At 64.8% G+C, this 18,199-nt stretch carries 16 protein-coding genes; 14 read left to right on the top strand and 2 right to left on the bottom strand.

Annotation, left to right across the window (positions count from 1 at the left end; translation table 11 throughout):
* Position 1: 1 nt before the first annotated feature.
* The 3 genes from WC509_04685 to WC509_04675 all read left to right on the top strand — a co-directional run bounded on the left by WC509_04685 (position 2) and on the right by WC509_04675 (position 3,424).
* Entirely contained in the window at positions 2 to 730 is a 729-nt protein-coding gene (locus tag WC509_04685; GenBank protein MFA5006738.1) for a polyphosphate polymerase domain-containing protein, read from the top strand.
* Positions 720 to 1,403 (top strand): DUF4956 domain-containing protein, encoded by a 684-nt coding sequence (locus WC509_04680; GenBank protein MFA5006737.1) that lies wholly within the window; start codon positions 720 to 722, stop codon positions 1,401 to 1,403. Before WC509_04685 ends, WC509_04680 begins: the two co-directional genes overlap by 11 nt.
* Positions 1,404 to 1,555: 152 nt before the next feature.
* A complete protein-coding gene (locus tag WC509_04675) occupies positions 1,556 to 3,424 on the top strand; it encodes a hypothetical protein (protein ID MFA5006736.1) in 1,869 nt (622 codons plus the stop codon).
* A 148-nt stretch (positions 3,425 to 3,572) separates the two neighbouring features.
* Here WC509_04675 and WC509_04670 read toward each other — a convergent pair whose 3' ends face one another.
* Positions 3,573 to 4,865 carry an L-serine ammonia-lyase, iron-sulfur-dependent, subunit alpha gene (locus WC509_04670; GenBank protein ID MFA5006735.1) on the bottom strand — a complete coding sequence of 431 codons (1,293 nt, stop codon included), beginning with the start codon at positions 4,863 to 4,865 and terminating at the stop codon, positions 3,573 to 3,575.
* A gap of 273 nt (positions 4,866 to 5,138) precedes the next feature.
* Here WC509_04670 and WC509_04665 point away from each other — a divergent pair, with 273 nt between their 5' ends.
* The 9 genes from WC509_04665 (at position 5,139) to WC509_04625 (ending at position 14,759) form a co-directional block, all read left to right on the top strand.
* Positions 5,139 to 6,464: a hypothetical protein gene (locus WC509_04665; GenBank protein ID MFA5006734.1), complete on the top strand. Its 1,326-nt coding sequence runs from the start codon at positions 5,139 to 5,141 to the stop codon at positions 6,462 to 6,464.
* 67 nt (positions 6,465 to 6,531) lie between these two features.
* Positions 6,532 to 7,647: a hypothetical protein gene (locus WC509_04660; GenBank protein ID MFA5006733.1), complete on the top strand. Its 1,116-nt coding sequence runs from the start codon at positions 6,532 to 6,534 to the stop codon at positions 7,645 to 7,647.
* A 69-nt stretch (positions 7,648 to 7,716) separates the two neighbouring features.
* Positions 7,717 to 8,376 (top strand): hypothetical protein, encoded by a 660-nt coding sequence (locus WC509_04655; GenBank protein ID MFA5006732.1) that lies wholly within the window; start codon positions 7,717 to 7,719, stop codon positions 8,374 to 8,376.
* Positions 8,377 to 8,491: 115 nt separating this feature from the next.
* Complete coding sequence (locus tag WC509_04650) at positions 8,492 to 10,354, top strand: ABC transporter substrate-binding protein (GenBank protein ID MFA5006731.1); 1,863 nt, start codon at positions 8,492 to 8,494, stop codon at positions 10,352 to 10,354.
* A complete protein-coding gene (locus WC509_04645; GenBank protein ID MFA5006730.1) occupies positions 10,351 to 11,349 on the top strand; it encodes an ABC transporter permease in 999 nt (332 codons plus the stop codon). Before WC509_04650 ends, WC509_04645 begins: the two co-directional genes overlap by 4 nt.
* On the top strand, positions 11,346 to 12,356 hold the full coding sequence (locus tag WC509_04640; GenBank protein ID MFA5006729.1) for an ABC transporter permease: 1,011 nt from the start codon (positions 11,346 to 11,348) through the stop codon (positions 12,354 to 12,356). The genes WC509_04645 and WC509_04640 overlap by 4 nt, the downstream gene beginning before the upstream one ends.
* Positions 12,341 to 13,336 (top strand): ABC transporter ATP-binding protein, encoded by a 996-nt coding sequence (locus WC509_04635; protein ID MFA5006728.1) that lies wholly within the window; start codon positions 12,341 to 12,343, stop codon positions 13,334 to 13,336. Before WC509_04640 ends, WC509_04635 begins: the two co-directional genes overlap by 16 nt.
* Positions 13,333 to 14,382, top strand: coding sequence for an oligopeptide/dipeptide ABC transporter ATP-binding protein (locus WC509_04630; GenBank protein MFA5006727.1), 1,050 nt, complete (start codon positions 13,333 to 13,335; stop codon positions 14,380 to 14,382). Before WC509_04635 ends, WC509_04630 begins: the two co-directional genes overlap by 4 nt.
* Positions 14,379 to 14,759 (top strand): hypothetical protein, encoded by a 381-nt coding sequence (locus tag WC509_04625; protein ID MFA5006726.1) that lies wholly within the window; start codon positions 14,379 to 14,381, stop codon positions 14,757 to 14,759. Before WC509_04630 ends, WC509_04625 begins: the two co-directional genes overlap by 4 nt.
* Positions 14,760 to 14,769: 10 nt before the next feature.
* Here WC509_04625 and WC509_04620 read toward each other — a convergent pair whose 3' ends face one another.
* Positions 14,770 to 15,078 carry a YerC/YecD family TrpR-related protein gene (locus tag WC509_04620; protein MFA5006725.1) on the bottom strand — a complete coding sequence of 103 codons (309 nt, stop codon included), beginning with the start codon at positions 15,076 to 15,078 and terminating at the stop codon, positions 14,770 to 14,772.
* A 218-nt stretch (positions 15,079 to 15,296) separates the two neighbouring features.
* Between WC509_04620 and hutH the strand changes: the two genes are divergently transcribed.
* Complete coding sequence (gene hutH / locus WC509_04615) at positions 15,297 to 16,823, top strand: histidine ammonia-lyase (protein ID MFA5006724.1); 1,527 nt, start codon at positions 15,297 to 15,299, stop codon at positions 16,821 to 16,823.
* On the top strand, positions 16,816 to 18,199 hold a 1,384-nt coding region (locus WC509_04610), incomplete at its 3' end, for a hypothetical protein (GenBank protein MFA5006723.1). The genes hutH and WC509_04610, both read left to right, overlap by 8 nt.

Genomic DNA, 18,199 nt, shown 5'->3' with positions numbered 1-18,199 from the left:
CATGGCCGTCCGCACCTTCTCCCGTTACGAGCGGAAGTATCTTCTGACCGACGACCAGAAGCGGGCGTTCCTGGCGGCGCTCGGGAAGCGCTTCGCCTACGACGGACATTCCGGCGAGGATTCCTGCTACCGTGTCCACAACGTCTACTACGACACCGAGGACAACGACGTCGTCCGCACCTCGATCGACCGCCCGTCCTACAAGGAGAAGCTCCGGCTCCGCAGCTATGTGATCCCGGTCGGGCCGGACGACCGCGTCTTCCTCGAGATCAAGAAGAAATCGCTCGGACGCGTGAACAAGCGCCGCGTCGCGATGACGTACCGCGATGCGATCGCCTTCGTCGAGCGGGGCGCGGCACCCGCCGCGGGCGACTATCTCGACGGCCAGGTGCTGCGCGAGATCGGCTGGTTCGTCGCCCATCGGCCGGTCCGCCCGAACTACTACATCGGCTACGACCGGATCGCGCTCGAATGCAAGTCCGATCCCTCGATCCGCGTCACCTTCGACCGAAACGTCCGCGTCCGGACGGAAGCCGTCGATCTTGAGGGCGACGCCGGCGAGGAACTCCTCCCGCCGGGAACCTGGCTTCTGGAGATCAAGACCGCCGACAACTACCCGCTCTGGCTCGCGCGGGAACTCTCGGAACTGAAGGCGTACAGCCGCAGCTTCTCGAAATACGGCGCCGCCTATGCGGCGCGAAGAAACGGAGACATCGACCATGTTCAGTAGCGTCTTCATCCTCGACATGACGGAAATCACCGCCGCCAACCTCGTCTGGATCCTGCTTGCGAGCCTGTTCCTCGGCGCCGCGCTCGCGGGCGTCTGCCTCTTCACCCACCGCGACGGCGGCTGCGACCGTTCGTTCGCGTCGACCCTCGTGCTCCTCCCGCCCGTGATGGCGGTGGTGATCCTGCTCGTGCAGAGCGACATCGCCAAGGCGCTCTCGCTCGCCGGCGTCTTCACGCTCGTGCGGTTCCGGGCGACGATGACGAACACCAAGGACGTCGCCTACATCTTCGTCACGCTCGCGATCGGCCTTTCCTGCGGTCTCGGCTATCTCGGCTATGCGGCGATCGTCACGGTCGTCTTCGCGGCGGTCCTCGCGGGACTGTCGCTGTCCGGCTTCGACCGCGCGGCCGACGGCCACTGCAAGCTGAAGGTGGTCATCCCCGAGAACCTGAACTACGCCCACGCGTTCGACAGGACCTTCCGGAAGTTCGCGAAGAAGGCGAAGCTGCACAAGGTCAGGACGACCGAATTCGGGACGATGTTCGAACTTACCTACGTCGTCGACATGAAGCCCGACGCCGACCAGAAGGAGTTCATCGACGAACTGCGCGTCAAGAACGGCAACCTCACCGTGATGTTGACGACGGCGTACGAGGCCTCGGTCACCGAATAGAAGATCGGGACGACCCGTCGGATGAAGATATTCGCCGATTCGTCGTCTTTTTCACGGGACTCGATTGTCAAGCGAAATCATCGATGATAGACTGAAGGCGTCTGGGATGCGGATCGGGTGCATTGCCGGGATGCGATCCGCGCAGGTGGACGATGAGAAGGATTCTGTCGACGTTCGTTTGTGCCGCGATCGGAGCGACGCTCTACGGCTGCGCTTCGTTCCCCACGTCCGCCCCCGTCGGGACGACCGTCCCGGCGACGACGTCTTCGACCACCGTTCAAACCACCGCTCAGACCACCGTTCAGACGACCGTGCCGACCGAGGTCATGACCACGATGTCGCCGGCCGAGGCGGCGTTCGAGGCCGAGCTCGCGGCGTTTTGGACGACCCACTCCGACGACTCCGCGATGCGCGAGACGGCGTCGATGCGCGTCAAGCTAGAATCGACGGAAAGCAAGATCGGAGTGACCGTCGCCCGGATCGATTTCCTTGCGGAACGAGACCTTTCCGGACTCTACTACCATTCCTCCCTCACCTACCACTTCCTCGCGACGGGTCTGTACGCCGGGTGGGTGCTCGTCGAACCATCCGGAGACCGTCTCCTGAAGGTCGAATGCCAGGACGAATTCCTCACGACGACGGCGTATCCGCTCTCGCCGGGCGGATTGGCGGACGCCTCGGGGGAAGGCGACGAACTTTCGGTTTCGTTCCCCGGGGCGATCGTGACGGCTTCCGATGCCGGCCATTACCGACTCCTCGTGCCGCTCTCGTCCGTCAGTGCCGGACAGGCGTTTCGCCGCTTCGTCGAGGCCTTCGGATTGTCCGCGCCGGACCCGGGCGAGGATGCGGAGGCGAGGATCGACTTCACGTTTTCGGCGGATTCCTCCGCACTCTCGATCGACATCGCGATCAACCGCATCGAGATCCCCGACGCGGACATGTCGGACGACGAGTACTACTATTACGATTATGCGTACGCGATCGTGGTCGCCTACCCCGAAACGGTCACACGGTTCGCCTACGATTCCGCCGACTACTACGTCTACGCTCCTTCCAGGATCGAGGACGCGCTCACGACCTACGCGGAAGGCGACGGGGTCCAAGCCTATCTGCGTCAGGGCCGCGACAACTGGATCGGGATGCACCTTACGCCGGGATATTACGCCCTGGGGCACGTCAACGCCGATGAATTCGTCCGTGAGTACGTGCTCGACGGCGACGGAACCCGCATCGAGCGGAATCCTGCTTTCTTCCGGGTCGAGGCGGAAGGCGACTACTGGTTCAACGCCCGCGTCATCGTCTCCGACAAGTACACGATCGCGATCGAGAAGGTACCCGAAGCCGACGTCGGCACGATCGCGGAACCGATCATCGACGACGACGGCTACATCGACGGCGCGTTCGAAAGCGGCCTCGACGAAAGCGACGCGGTGCTTCTCGACGTGTCCGGCAAGGAAGGATATTACGTCCTGAGCGGCGTCGATTACGGCGGCGTCAGCGTCTCGGTCCGGGTCGGGTACAACGGATTCGCCTGGAACATCGGGATCGGACACGGCACCTTTCTGCCGGTGATCGAAGGACAACCCGTGATCCTGAGCCTGTCGGCGCATTCGAAGACCTTCGCCTACCGCATCGCGGTCGACTTCGTGCCGAGCGGACCGGCGGCGACCGACTACGCGCAGATGCCGGAGATGGCCGTCGTCGAGGCGTCCTCCCCGAACGGGTCGACGCCCCCCGTCGCGATGCTCGGTCCGACGTATCCGGAAGTCCGGTTCCGCTTCACGGTGACCGTCGCCGGGAACTACGCCCTGATGTACAACATCCTTTGGAACATGAACGTGCCGAGTTACGACCGCAGCATTCCGGCGATGCCGCTTTTCACGGCGTCCGGCGAACTCGTCGCGGAAGATCTCGCCTCTTCCTGGGTGTATCTCGAGCCGGGGGACTACTATATCGTCATCGCGTGGCAGTCGGGAGGGTATGCGCTCCTGCGCCCGCTGATGATCCACATGCCCGAATGAGAAAGAACGCACGCATCGGTCGCCGATGCGTGCGTTCTTTCGATGGATCGGATTCATCCCGTCGACTCCGTCCGGGGACGGGGCGATCGGACCGGCGACCTCCTGGCGAGGTCGCCTTTTCCTGTCGTCGAGCCGTGCGTCCGGAGGGTCAGCGGAAACGGATGCCGTCGCGGCTGCACATCGCGTCGACGAGAACCTTGTCGACGTCGGCCATGCCTTCGCGCGCGATTCTCCCGACGGTCCCGACGGTGTCCTCGACCGAGGGGCCGATGATTCCTTCCGAGGACTCGAACGTCCCCTTGCGCCGCACGAGCGCGGCGGAGACGGCCGCCGCCTCGAGCGCGAGCGCGGCTTTCGCACCGCAGGAGGCCTTCGCGCCGTCGCAGACCAGTCCGGCGGTGATCGCGAGGGTGTCCTCGAGAACCGCGGCGGCCTCGTCGCACGTGCCGCCGTTCATCAGGACGATGCCGCAGGCGGAGGCGGCGACGGCGCCGACGGCGCCGCAATAGGCCGAAAGCGTTCCGACCTGGGCCTTCTGGTAGAGGGCGACCAGATTGGAGAATACGAGGGCGCGCATCAGCCGTTCGCGGGGGATGGCGGATTCGGCCGCATAGACGACGATCGGGACGGAAGCCGAGATGCCCTGGTTGCCGGATCCCGAGTTGATGTAGACGGGAAGGGGGGCGCCGGCCATGCGGGCTTCGATGGCGGCGGCGGTCGCCGCCTTCATGCGGCCGAGGAGGGACGGGTCGAGGGTCGGATAGAGCGTGCCCAGACGCGCGCCTTCGGTGCGCTCGAGGCCGACCCTGGCGATGTTCATGTTGGCTTCCGCCTGCGGTTTCACGATCGGTTCGATGCGTTCGAGCGAAACCGTCTTCGCGAACTCGTACAGGTCGCGGAAGGCGACGTCGCGGAAGACGTCGGAGCGCCGGCCGACGATCGGGTCGGCCAAGCGTTCCGTCGGCAGGACGACGCCGTCGACCTCGATCCGTTCGACGTTCGTGTGCGATCCGCGGAGCACCACGAAGGCGTTGCGCGCGCCCGACCAGAGCGTGACGATGCAGGAGAAGTCGGCATCGGCGGAGTCGACCTCGACGGCGCAGAAGGGCGTTTCGAGATACTTCCGGATGAACTCGAGATGGGATTCGCCGATCGTCTCGAGGACGCGAAGTCCCAGTTCGGAACGGCCGCCGACGAGACCGGCGACGGCCGCGGCGGCGACTCCGGACAGACCTTCGGTATGGGGGACGACCGCCTTGCGCGCGTTTTTGTAGAGACTGGCGCTCACGCGGACGTGCATGCGTTCCGGAAGGGCGTGGAAGCTGCGCCGGGCGAGGGCCGCGGCGAAGGCGATCGCGACCGGCTCGGTACATCCGATCGACGGGACGATCTCCGTCTGAAGCAGTTCCAGGAAAGCCTGTTCATGGTTCGTGCCGGTCATCGGGGATCCTCCCGTTCCGACCGGGGTGGAAGCGTCGGAACCGCCTTCCATCGTAACACGGTTGCCACCCTCCGTCAACGCCGGGGGCGAAAAGGGCGTCGGGCATAGCACTATGGTAACACGGTGACGGCGATTGCGCCCGATCGGGAACCGATTTTTCCGTACATTATTGACACGCACCCGCACGTGGTGTAGTGTTATCGCAAAAGCAGATGCTTCGCACGGCCGCCCTTCGTCACGGGCGTCCGGCGATCGGGAAAGGAGACCGTCACCATGAAATCCACAGGATACCGCTTCCTTGCGTTCCTTCTCGCCGTCTTCGCGCTTCTCGCCTTCGCCGCCTGCGGCAAGACGACCACCGAAGCCGTCACCACCACCGGCAGGCCTTCGCTCGTCGGCGAATACGAGATCGACATCACCAACCTCGGGATGCCGCTCGTCGTCTACCTGCGGATCTCGGAGGACGACACCTTCCAGCTCTCGCCCGACCGCACCTTCACCGTCGACAAGGGTCACGGCACGATCGGCTCGATGGGCGACACCTACATGTTCCTCTACAGCGATTCGACCACCGAAACGCCGAAGACGAGCACCTTCCACCTGGATGGCAGGAACCTGCTCTTCGCCACGGCGCTGCCGTACGGGTCGTCGAACCTGCACTACGAGGTCGTGGACGAGGAGAACCCCGAAATCGTCTACCATCTCTACGCGATGATCATCATGTACGAGAGTCAGCTCGGCGTCTACGCCGGGAGCCATACCGTCGAGGCGATGGGCGGATCGGTCGAGTACGACTACACGCTCAGTCTCAAGAGCGGTTGCCAGTACGCCTTCCAGAGCACCTTCGAGACCGGCGGGGAGGAATACGTCTACGACGAGTCCGGCGTCTTCGCCGTCGACGGATCGACCCTCTCGCTCACGCCCGAGGAAGGGGAGACCGTGACCGGAACGATCAATCAGGACGGCAGCCTCGACGTCGCGATCAAACCCTCCGAGATGGCCGCCCGCGAGTCGCGCCATCTCCGCGTCGCCACCACCAACGCCTATGCGGGAACCTATCTCGGCATGACCGCCGAAGGATCCCTCGGGGTCGTCGTGGCGCTCGACCGCTTCGGCGGCTACCAGGTCTCCGTGGGCGAACCGGAAGGGACGCCCTGGACCGAAACGGGCACCTTCGCGGTCTCCGGCACGGCGATCACCCTCCAGCCTTCCGAAGGTGCTTCGCGCACCGGAACGCTCTCGGGATACGTCCTCACCGTCGAATGGCCGGATGCGGCGGACGGTTCGGGTTCCGCCTCCGTGAAGGGCTACCACGACTACGTGAACGGCATCTTCACCGGCACGACGACCGTCGAGGAAGTCGACTACGAGGGCGTCGTCGTCCTCGCCGCCGACGGCACCTACACCGTCGCGATCACCCCCGCGGCCGGCGGCGATGCCGTCCTCGAACAGTCCGGGACCTTCACCGTCGGCGGCTTCCCGCTCTCGGTGAACCTCAAGTTCGGCGCGGTCACGACCAAGTGCGTGATCTCCTCGTCCGGACTCAACGTCAACTTCGTCGTCGGCGAAGTCACCTACGGCTTCATCCTGAAGAAATGACGGTCCCGTCGCGGAACGTTGTCCCCAAGGCTGAAAACAATACAAATAGATCGGGAGGATCAAACAGATGAAAAAGGCAATCATGTTGTTACTCGGGCTCGTCTTCTGCGCGGCGATGATCGCCTGCGAGACGACCACGACCGCACCGTCGACGACCGCGTCCACCACCGCCGCCGTCACGACCGCCACCACCGCGCCGACCACGACCACCACGGTCCCGTCGACCACCACCGTCGCCGACGCCGTCGTCGAGGGCAACTACTACGGATCGCATACCGTCAGCGCGATGGGAAGCGAAGTCGTCTACCACTATGTCCTGATCTTCGCCGATGGCGCATACGCGTTCCGCAGCGTCTTCGAAATGGGCGAAGAAGCCTACAGCTTCGAGGAGACCGGAACGTACTCGGTCGCCGGAGACGTGCTCACGATGACGCCGGAAGGCGGATCGGCCGCGACCGGCACGGTCGCCCCCGACGGATCCATCTCCGCCCCCGTCAAGGCCTCCGAGATGGGATCCCGCGCGCTGCGCACGCTCGCGCCGACCGAATTGGAATTCGACCTCTACTACGTCGGTTCGCATGAGGTTTCGGCGATGGGCACCCCCGTCGTCTACCACTACTACATCGTCCTTTCGCTCGACGGCACCTACAGTTTCCACAGCGCCTTCGTGATGAGCGAGGAGACCTACACCTACGACGAGGTCGGCACCTATGCGGCCACCGGCCTGGCGATCACGCTCACGCCGGACGGCGGCGACGCCGCCGAAGGCACGATCGGCGAGGACGGCACGCTCAGCCTGCCCCTCAAGGCCTCTTCGATGGGCAGCCGAGCGCTCCGCACCGTCGCCGTCACCGCGCTTTCCTACGACACCGCCTACGCCGGCACCCATACCGTGTCCGCGATGGGATCCGAAGTCGTCTACGAGTACACGATCACCTTCGACGTCCTCGGCAACTACGCGTTCCACAGTGACTTCATGATGGGTGAAGAGCCCTACACCTTCGATGAGGTCGGCACCTTCACGGTCGAGGGTCTCGTCATCACCATCACCCCCGAAGGCGGAACCGCCCTTCCCGGCACGATCCATGCGGACGGCAGCCTCACCCTGAACGTCAAGGCGTCCTCGATGGGCAGCCGCGCCGACCGGACGCTGGCGATTCCGGAACCGGTCGTCGTCGAATAACCGAACACACGGGACGCGTCCGCGCCGTCGCGCGGACGCGCCTCACACCATAACCGACAGGAGGATCCTATGAAAACCGCAGAAAGCTTCTTCAACTGGGCGTTCCACACCCGTGCGAACACCGTCATGAAACTCGTCAACAAGGAAGAGATGTCCAACGAGAAGATGTTCCTCTCGTTCTGTTCCCACGACCCGGCCCTGATCTCCCACGGCCCCGCCGGCCTGAACGCCTCGATCAAGGGCATCGGCTTCATGCCGAAGCCGGAATACCTCGAGAAGACTCTCGCCGCCTACATGGAGCACATCCGGAGCTGGACGCCCGAGGACAAGGAATACAGCGACCGCGGCCTTGCCCTGCTCGTCAAGTACATGTACGGCCCGGAAGCGCGCGACCGCGTCGACTTCACGTGCATCGGCTCGCTCGAGATGGCGAAGAAGCACAGCTACGCCAACTACAAGGCCAATCCGGAGGCGACGATGCTCTTCTATCAGCCGCCGATGATCAGCTACGAGCTTCGCGGCAAGATGGAGATCCACGACGAGACCGATTCCGGCAAGCGCGAGATCTACCAGCAGTTTCTGAACGCGCAGCACGACGTCTACCACCGTCCCGACATGAACCGCTGGCTCCGCTATCCCGCCTACGTGTTCCGGATCGAGGAGATCTACGACAACTGCGTGACGAAGGACGGCTTCGGCACCCAGATGGAATATCCGTACCAGAAGTGACCCGACAACCCCGCACCGAAGCCCCGCGCAGAAGGCAGAACCTCGTTCTTTCGGGATTCTGCCTTTTCCTCCCCGGCCCGTGCGCAATCCCTTATCCAGGAAGGAAGCGATCCCCATGAAACGCAAATGCGCGCTCCTCGTCCTCGCGGCGCTTCTCGCCTTCAGCGCGGCGGGTTGCCAGGCAAGCGAGTACGAACGGCGGACCGACGCCTCGAACACGCTCTACGCCGGCGTGGTCGCCTCTTCGTTCCCCGTCTCCTTCATGCCATGGCTGTCGCGCGACGGCATCGCCCCGACGATCGCCAGCATGCTCTACAGCACCCTGTTCACCTACAACGAGGAGACCGGCCTGTTCGAGGGCCTGATCGCGAAGGAATGGTACTATGTCGACGATGCCGGCGAGCCGCTCCTCCGCGAAGACGGTTCGGTCGACTACGACCGCGTCGAGGCCATCTACGGCGCCGCGGACAAGACCTATCTTCCCGTGAAGGTCGTCCTGAACGAGGGGCTCACCTGGAGCGACGGGATGCCGGTGACGGCGGAGGACGTGTACTACACGTTCGACATCGCCACCAACAACACCCTGTCCAACCATGCGGGGGCGCTCGCCTGGACGAGCGACCTGCAGCACGGATACTCCTCCGGCACGCTCGTGGAACAGGGCATCTTCACCTACGGCCACGGTGCCGCGGACATGGGCTACGCCATCTCCGAGGAAGAACGGGACACCGTCCTGTACCTCCACGTGAACAAGGTCCTGGGTGCCGTGACAACGCTCTTTTCGACGATCCTGATCCTTCCGGAGCACATCTGGGAACCGATCGTGACGCCGACGAACCAGCTCAACTCGAAGGACCCGACGGCGGCGACGCTCGCGCAATACGGCCATCCCGTCGGCTGCGGACCGTACGTCCTCGACGCCGACCGGTCGAACGCGCAGGTGATCGTCCTCGAGCGCCGCGCGGACTACGCCCTGACGGCGGAGGACGGGTCGGCGCTCTACAAGGTCGACACGATCAAGTTCATCCTCTACCAGGAGCTGAACGTCGCGATCTACGCGCTCCTCAAGGGTCACATCGACCTGCTCGACAGCGCCATCTCGACGAACTACCTCTCGCTCTTCGAAGAGCGAGAGCACATGTTCGTCTCGAACGCACCCGGACTGTTCCTGCAGACGCTCGTGATGAACGTGAATCCCGTCGCGGGCGAGAAGAATCCGATCCGCGACCTGCTCGGCGACGTGCGCGTCCGCCGCGCGATCGCGCTTGCGATCGACCAGGACGAACTGATCTCGCGGATCCTGAATGGATCCGGGACGACGGTCGCGGCCGGCCTCATGAGCACCGCCAACCCGCTGATCTACAACCCCGACGCGATCCTCCTTCCGGAAGGGCTCGAGGCGCGGATCGCGGAAGCGAACGCCCTCCTCGACGAGGTCGCGCCGACGCGCGACGAAGAGGGTTACCGCACCCTGGACGGCGCCCGCGTCTCCTTCGACATCCTCGGATCGGTCGGCGAACAGGAGACGATCGCCTTCCTGCAGGTCCAGCTTCAGAAGATCGGCATCGAGGTCGAGTTCGCCTCCAAGGGCTCGAGTCCCGAGAAGACGTACCTGTACAACTCCAAGTTCGACATGACGATCCAGGGGGTCACGTTCACGATCTCCAACCTCGACATCATGTACCTCGCCCATTTCGTCACGCTCGGAACGTCGTCGAACTACGGCCGCTTCGGCGATCCGGACCTCACGGCCCTGATCCGCGAAATGCGGACGACGCTCGACCTCGAGCACAAGTACGAGCTGATCCTCGCGATCCAGTCGATGATCGCCGACGAATACTACAAGGTCCCGCTCTACTGCTCGAACGTCCTCTCGATCGCCCGGACCGACCGCTACCAGGGATACGTCACGGTTCGGGGAAGCACGGTCTTCAACACCGATACGCTGCAGAACCTGGAACGGAGGGATGCGTCATGAACCGGATCTACGTCCTCAAGCGCGTCCTCTATGCGATCTTCGTCTTCGCGGTCGTCATCACCCTCGACTTCTTCATCCCGCGGCTCGGCGTCGACGACCCGGCCGCACGGTACTACCCGCCCCAGGGAAACATGACCGAGATCGAGTACGAGATCGTCAAGCAGGCCACCCGGGAGCAGTACGGCTTCGACGTGCCGGTCTTCCAGCAATACCTGAACTATCTCGAGGGACTCACCCGGTTCGACCTCGGCACGTCGTTCCGCTCGGGGTCTCCGCGGGTGTCCGACCTGATCTCCGAACGCCTTCCCTGGACGCTCGCGCTCTCGGTCACGAACCTCGTCATCAGCCTCTTCTTCGGAATCCTGATCGGCGCCTTCGCCGCCTGGAAGCGGGGGCGATGGCAGGATACCCTCCTCCTCAATGCCTCGACCTTCACGACGGCTCTGCCGGCGTTCTTCATCGCGCTCATCCTGACGTTCTACCTCGGCTTCGAGTTCGAACTCTTCCCGGCCTACACCAACCCGAACATGGTCGCCGAATTCGACTGGAGCTGGGATGCGATCAAGGTCGTCATGAACAACGCCGCCCTGCCGATCCTGTCGATGGCGGTCGGAGGCATCGTCGCCTACGGCCAGAGCACGCGCAACAGCGTGATCGCGGTGACCAACGAGGATTTCATCCTCACCGCCAAGGCCAAGGGCCTGACCCCACGCACGGTTCTCTACAAGCACATCCTCCGGAACGCGATGCTGCCGATCGTCACCTCGCTCGGCATGTCGATCAGCGGCCTGATCGGCGGCGCGGTCATCATCGAGCAGATCTTCAACTGGAACGGCATGGGCACGCTGTTCCTCGAAGCCAACTCCACCAACGACTATCCGCTGATGATGGGCATCATGCTCTTCATGTCGGCGGTCGCGATCGCGGCGAACCTCGTCACCGAACTCGTCTACGGACTCCTCGACCCGCGCGTCACCGTGGGTGACCGCCGATGAAGGCCGTCGTCCGCACGCTCGGGACCGCGGGTTCCGCGATCCTCCGCTTCCTCGCCCCGATCGGACGGTTCCTCCGCTCGGTCTGGCGCCACCCGAAGGGTCGCGTCGGCCTTCTGATCGTCGCCCTCCTCGTCGTCTGCGCGGTCTTCGCGCCGTGGATCGCCCCCTACGATCCGTACGACGTCACCGAACGCGCCGCCAAGGGCCTCGCCCCGAGCCTCGAACATCTCCTCGGGACGACCATCACGACCGGCCAGGACATCTTCTCGATGCTGATCTACGGCACCCGCGTCTCGCTTCTCATCGGCATCACGACGGGCGTCGCGATCGCCTTCATCGGCGCCTTCTTCGGAATCCTCGCCGGCTATTCCGGCGGCGTCGCTGACACCGTCATCATGCGCGTCGTCGACATCCTGCTCGTGATCCCGACGCTGCCGCTCATCATCGTCCTCACCAACCTCTTCGGACGGAGCTACCTCATGATCATCGCGATCTTCGCCGCCTTCGGCTGGACCGGGCTCGCCCGCGTGATCCGCTCGCTCGTGCTCGTCCTCAAGAACGCGAACTACGTGAAGGCGGCCGAACTCGCCGGCGCGTCCCGCGCCCGGATCATGTTCCGCCACATCCTCCCCGGCGTCTCGCACCTGCTCATCATGTCGACGGCGCTCTCCTGCGCCGGCATCATGGTCGCGGAGGCCGGGCTGTCGTTCCTCGGACTCGGCGACCCGACCGCGATCAGCTGGGGCAAGATGCTCGCCGAGGCCCAGAGCGGCGGCGCCCTCCTCTTCGGCCACTGGTGGTGGATCTTCGCCCCCGGCATCGGCATCTTCCTCGCGGTCTTCGGCTTCATGCGCATCGGCCTCGCCCTCGAAGAGATGCTGAACCCGCGGATGAAGCAGTCGAACGGTCTCTTCAAGCTGTTCCGTCATCTCGACAACGCCCGTCTCGAGGAAGTCTTCTCGCAGATGGACGCCGAAAGGGGGAACCGGCCATGGAACGGGAACTGATGCTTCGGGTGAAAAACCTCAAGGTCGTCTTCCCGACCCCGGCGGGCGTGCTGCGCGCCGTCGAGGGCATCGACCTCGACATCCACAAGGGCGAATGCGTCGCCCTCGTCGGCGAATCCGGATGCGGCAAGAGCGTCTCCGCGCTCGCCGTCATGCGGCTCCTTTCGACGCCGCCGGCGGTCGTCAGGGTCGACGAGCTCACGCTCGACGGCGAAGACCTCCGCGACCTCTCGGAAGCGAAGATGCAGGACATCCGCGGAAAGCGGATGGCGATGATCTTCCAGGACGCGATGACCGCTCTGAACCCCGTCATGACGATCGGCCGCCAGCTCGACGAACTCTACATCCGCCACGAGCACATGAACGCGCATGACGCCCGCAAGGCCTCGATCCGCGCGCTCGAACTGGTCGGCGTCCCCGAACCCGCATCGCGGGCCAACAGCTATCCGCACCAGCTTTCCGGCGGGATGCGCCAGCGCGTGATGATCGCGATGGCCTTCGCCTGCATGCCCAAGCTGATCATCGCCGACGAGCCGACGACGGCCCTCGACGTGACGATCCAGGCACAGGTCCTCGACGTCCTGAACGAGATGCAGAAGAAGCACGACGTCGCCCAGCTCCTGATCACCCACGACCTCTCCGTCGTCGCCAACACGGCGGACGTCGTCTACGTCATGTACAGCGGCCGGATCGTCGAACGCGCGACCGTCCACGACCTCTTCAACGCCCCCCAGCACCCCTATACGAAGGGGCTGCTCGCCTCGGTCCCGAAACTCGGGGACGAGAAGCGCAAGTTCACCCAGATCCCCGAGACGGTTCCGCACCCGCTCCACAAACCGCGCGGCTGCTACTTCCATCCGCGCTGTCCGCGCGCCACCGCGTTCTGCGGGAAGGACGTGCCGCCGCTGCTCGAGACTCCGGACGGACGGCAGCTCCGCTGCTGGTATCCGCTCCTCGCGAAGGGAGTCGATCGCCCATGAACGAACAGGACAATCGGCCGGTCATCGTCGACCTCGACGGAATCTCCGTCGACTTCCCGGTCAAGGGAGGGCTGCCGTTTTCCCGCAAGCGCAAGGTCCGAGCCGTCACCGACGTCTCCCTTTCGGTACGCGAAGGCGAAACCTTCGGCATCGTCGGCGAGTCCGGATGCGGCAAGTCGACGATCGCGAACGCGATGGTCGGCATGGTCCGGCCGACCGCCGGCAGGGTGACCTTCCTCGGGAAGGACCTGAACGCGCTCGACCGGAAGGCCTTCCGCGAACTCCGGAGGAACATGCAGATGATCTTCCAGGATCCGTTCTCCTCGCTTAATCCGCGCTTCACCGTCCAGGCGATCGTCTCCGAACCGCTCGTCGTCCAGGGCGGCCTCACGGAGGACGAGATCAGGGCGCGCGTCGTCGAGACGCTCGCCCTCGTCGGCCTCTCCGAGGAAGACCTCCCGCGCTATCCGTCCGATTTTTCGGGCGGGCAGCGGCAGCGCATCGGCATCGCCCGGTCGATCATCATGAAGCCGAAGTTCCTCGTCTGCGACGAACCGGTCTCGGCGCTCGACGTGAGCGTCCACGCGCAGATCCTGAACCTTCTGATCGACCTTCAGGACAAGCTCGGCATCACCTACGTGTTCATCTCCCACAACCTTGCGGTCGTGAAGAGCATCTGCGACCGGATGGTCGTCATGTATCTCGGCAAGGTGATGGAGGCCGGATCGGTGGAGGAGATCTACGAATCGCCCCGCCATCCCTATACCAAGGCGCTGATGTCGGCGATCCTCGACGTCCGTCCCGAGGAGAAGCGCCATCGCGTGATCCTGCAGGGAGACATTCCGAGCCCGATCGATCCGCCGGCGGGCTGCCGGTTCTGGCAGCGCTGTCCGTTCGCGATGGAAGGCTGCAAAGACGTCCCGCCGCCGGTCATGTCGGTCGGCACCGACCATACGGTCGCCTGCCATCTCGTCAGCGGCTTCGACGACACCGCCCGCGGGGCCGGTCTTGACCGGCCGGTGGCGAAACCCGGAGCCGCGAAGTGACCGATCGCGCCGCGCTCGCGCGATACGCTGCCGCGGCGACGCTGGTCGTCGGCGGCGTCACCCTTCTCCGCTTCGTCGCCTTCCCGCTCTTCCTCTTCGTGCTGGCGGCGATGCACGCGGGCATCTTCCTGTTCGCGATCCTGCGCCGCCGGGTCGTCGCCCGCCGACCCGCGGCCCGGCCCGTCTTCCGCGGCGTCTACCTTTCGCTTTCGGCCTTCCTGCCGCTGTTGGGGTGGCGGATCGTCGCGGTCCTGACCGAAACCCCGGAACCGGAGCCGCTCGCGACGATCGTCTCGCTTGCGGTCACGCTCGCCGTCGGCGTCGCGATCACGGCGCTCGGCGTCCGCTTCGCCCGGATCCTCCGCGCCGAGGCATAAAAAAAAGGGCCTATCGGCCCGATGCGGGTTTCTTGAGACGCGGCAGCACGATTTGATAGCCGTTCTCGCCGTACTTGAGCGACCGGTTCACCCGCCCGATCGTGGCGGTCGAAGCGGGAATCTGGCTCATGATGATCTGGAAGGAGACCTTCTGGTCGAGGAGCTTCGCGATATGGAACCGCTGGCACATGTCCCGGAGTTCCTTGACGGTGCAGAGATCGCTGAAAAAGCGGTAGCATTCCTCCGCGTTTCTGAGGCTCAGGATCGCTTCGAACAAGGTGTCGGCGTCGGCGCAGGCCAACTTCGATTCATAAGGCATTCCATCTCATCCCGTTTCATCGTTTCATCGCTGATTTCAGTATAAACGCACGGTTTTCCGCTGTCAAGAACCCGACGGGAACTTTACGAGAATCTTCGCCATACGGCGGTCTCCGCCGGCCTTTCCGCACGTCGTGCGGGAAAGTAAGCGCTTGCGCGGACGGGCGAAAGGTGCTATCATACAACGGGGCGCGCTGCGCCCGACCACGAGGTGAACGTATGCTCCATCTGAACGGATCCGATCTCGATCTCCAAGGTTTCATCCGCGTCGCCCGCAGAAACGAAGGCGTCGCCATTTCCGCCGACAGCATGGAAAGGACGAAAATCGCCCGCGCCTTCGTCGACGCCGTCGCCGACGCCGGGACTCCCGTCTACGGGATCAACACCGGTTTCGGAAAGCTCTCCGACGTGAAGATCGCGAAGCGCGACGTCGGCCTCCTCCAGAAGAACCTGATCATGAGCCACGCCTGCGGCGTCGGGAACCCGCTTCCCGTCGACGCCGTGCGCGGGATGATGCTCCTGCGCGTCAACGCGCTCGTGAAGGGCTATTCGGGAGTCCGCCCGGAGACGGTCCTGAAGCTGGTCGAATTCCTGAACCGGGGGATCACTCCCGTCGTCTACGAGAAGGGTTCGCTCGGCGCCTCCGGCGACCTCGCGCCGCTTTCGCAGATGTGCCTGCCGCTGCTCGCCCTCGGCGAGGTGTGGGTCGACGGAAAGCGTCTGCCCGCGCTCGAAGGGCTTGCGCAGAAAGGCGTCGCTCCGATCGAGTCGCTCGGCGCGAAGGAGGGAATCGCGCTCATCAACGGCACGCAGGCGATGACCGCGATCGGCGCCCTCGCGCTCTACGACTGCTTCCGGCTCGCACGCCAGGCCGACCTCGCCGCCAGCCTCACCTTCGAAGCTCTCGGCGGGATTCCCGCGTCGCTCGATCCGCGCGTCCATGCGCTCCGCAACCAGTCGGGGCAGATCGATTCGGCGAAACGAATCCTCGCGAACCTCGCGGGATCGAAGCATCTGACCCGGCCCGGCGAGAAGCGCGTCCAGGACGCCTACAGCCTCCGCTGCGCGCCGCAGGTGCACGGCGCCTCGCTCGGCGCCTTCCGTTACGTGAAGGGCATCGTCGAGGCGGAAATGAACGCCGTCACCGACAATCCGATCGTCTTCCCGGACGCGGGCGACGCCGTCTCCGCCGGCAACTTCCACGGCCAGCCGCTCGCCCTCGCGTTCGACTATCTCGGCATTGCCGTCGCCGAACTCGCCGACATCTCCGAGCGCCGGCTCGAGCGGCTCGTCAACCCGCAGCTCTCGGAGGGGCTTCCGCCCTTCCTCGGGACCAACTGCGGCGTCAATTCCGGCTTCATGATCGTGCAGTACAGCGCCGCCTCGCTCGTTTCCGAGAACAAGGTCCTCGCCCATCCCGCCTCGGTCGACTCGATTCCCTCCTCGGCGAACCAGGAGGACCACGTCTCGATGGGGACGATCGCCGCGCGCAAGGCGCTCGAGATCGTCGGAAACGTCCGCAAGGTGATCGCGATGGAGACGATGTCCGCCTGCCAGGCGATCGACCTGCGACCCGCCGCGGAACTCGGCGCCTTCACGACGAAGGCCCACGCGGCGTTCCGCCGCCGGATCCCGAAGGTCGAAAGCGACGTCGTCATGTATCCCTTGATCGAGGCCGCCGACGGCTTCCTCCGGTCGGAGGACTACGATCGCGAGGTCTACGGGGGCGAACCCTGCGATGAATAGGACCGTCCCCTCCCTTCGCGAGACCTACCCGACCCTGCCGCCGCCCGCGACCTTCGTTTCGGGCATCCGGCGCGCTCCCAAGCGCGAACTCACCCTCTCCGAGGCGGACATCCGCCTCGCCCTCGAGAACGCCCTGCGCTACGTCCCGGAGGAATGGCATGGCGAAATCGCCCCCGAATTCCTCGAGGAACTCCTGACGCGGGGCCGCATCTACGGCTACCGCTTCCGTCCCGAGGGACGGATCTTCGGGCGTCCGGTGGACGACTATCGCGGGATCCTCGAGGCCCGGGCCGTCCGCGTCATGATCGACAACAACCTCGACTTCGAGACCGCGCTCTATCCCTACGAACTCGTCACCTACGGCGAGACCGGCCAGGTCTGCCAGAACTGGATGCAGTACCGCCTGATCTGCCTCTATCTCGAACGGATGCGGGCGGACGAGACCCTCGTCCTCCTTTCCGGGCATCCGCTCGGCCTTTTTCCCGCGACGCGGACCGCGCCGCGCGTCTCGATCACCAACGGTCTGATGGTCGGGCAGTACGACAACCAGGCGGACTGGCACCGCGCCGCCGCCCTCGGCGTCGCGAACTACGGCCAGATGACCGCCGGCGGTTTCATGTACATCGGTCCCCAGGGCATCGTCCACGGGACCTATTCGACGCTTCTGAACGCCGGGCGGGCGAAACTCGGGATTCCGGAAGACGCGAACCTCGCCGGCATCCTCTTCGTCTCCTCCGGTCTCGGCGGGATGTCGGGCGCCCAGGGCAAGGCCGTCCGGATCGCCGGCGGCGTCGGGATCGTCGCCGAGGTCGATGCCTCGCGGATCGCGACGCGCCTCTCGCAAGGCTGGGTCGACGGGGTCGCGAACACGCCCGAACAGGCGTTCGCGCTCGCCCGTGAAGCCGTCCTGGCCCGCCGTCCGCTCGCCCTCGCCTACGCCGGCAACGTCGTCGACCTGCTGGAGCACGCGGTCCGAAACCGCGAGAAGATCGACCTGCTTTCCGACCAGACCAGCTGCCACGCCGTCCACGACGGCGGCTACTGCCCGGCCGGGATCGATTTCACCGAACGCACGCGCCTGCTTTCCGAGGACAAGGCGGAGTTCGTCCGCCGCGTCGATTCGTGCCTCCTCCGCCATCTGGCGGCGATCCGCGCGCTCGTCGATCGCGGCACCTATTTCTTCGACTACGGGAACAGCTTCCTGAAGGCGGCGGCGGACGCCGGTGCCCCCGGGCTCTATCGGAACGGCTTCGACGACAAGGACGGCTTCACGCTCCCCTCGTACGTCGAGGACATCATGGGTCCGGTGCTGTTCGACTACGGCTACGGCCCGTTCCGCTGGGTCTGCCTCTCCGGCAAGGACGAGGATCTCGCGA

Source organism: Candidatus Izemoplasmatales bacterium (assembly GCA_041649275.1).
GTDB lineage: Bacteria > Bacillota_I > Bacilli_A > Izemoplasmatales > Hujiaoplasmataceae > UBA12489.
The sequence above is the reverse complement of the archived record's forward strand: the minus strand, read 5'-3'. Positions and strand labels throughout refer to the sequence as shown.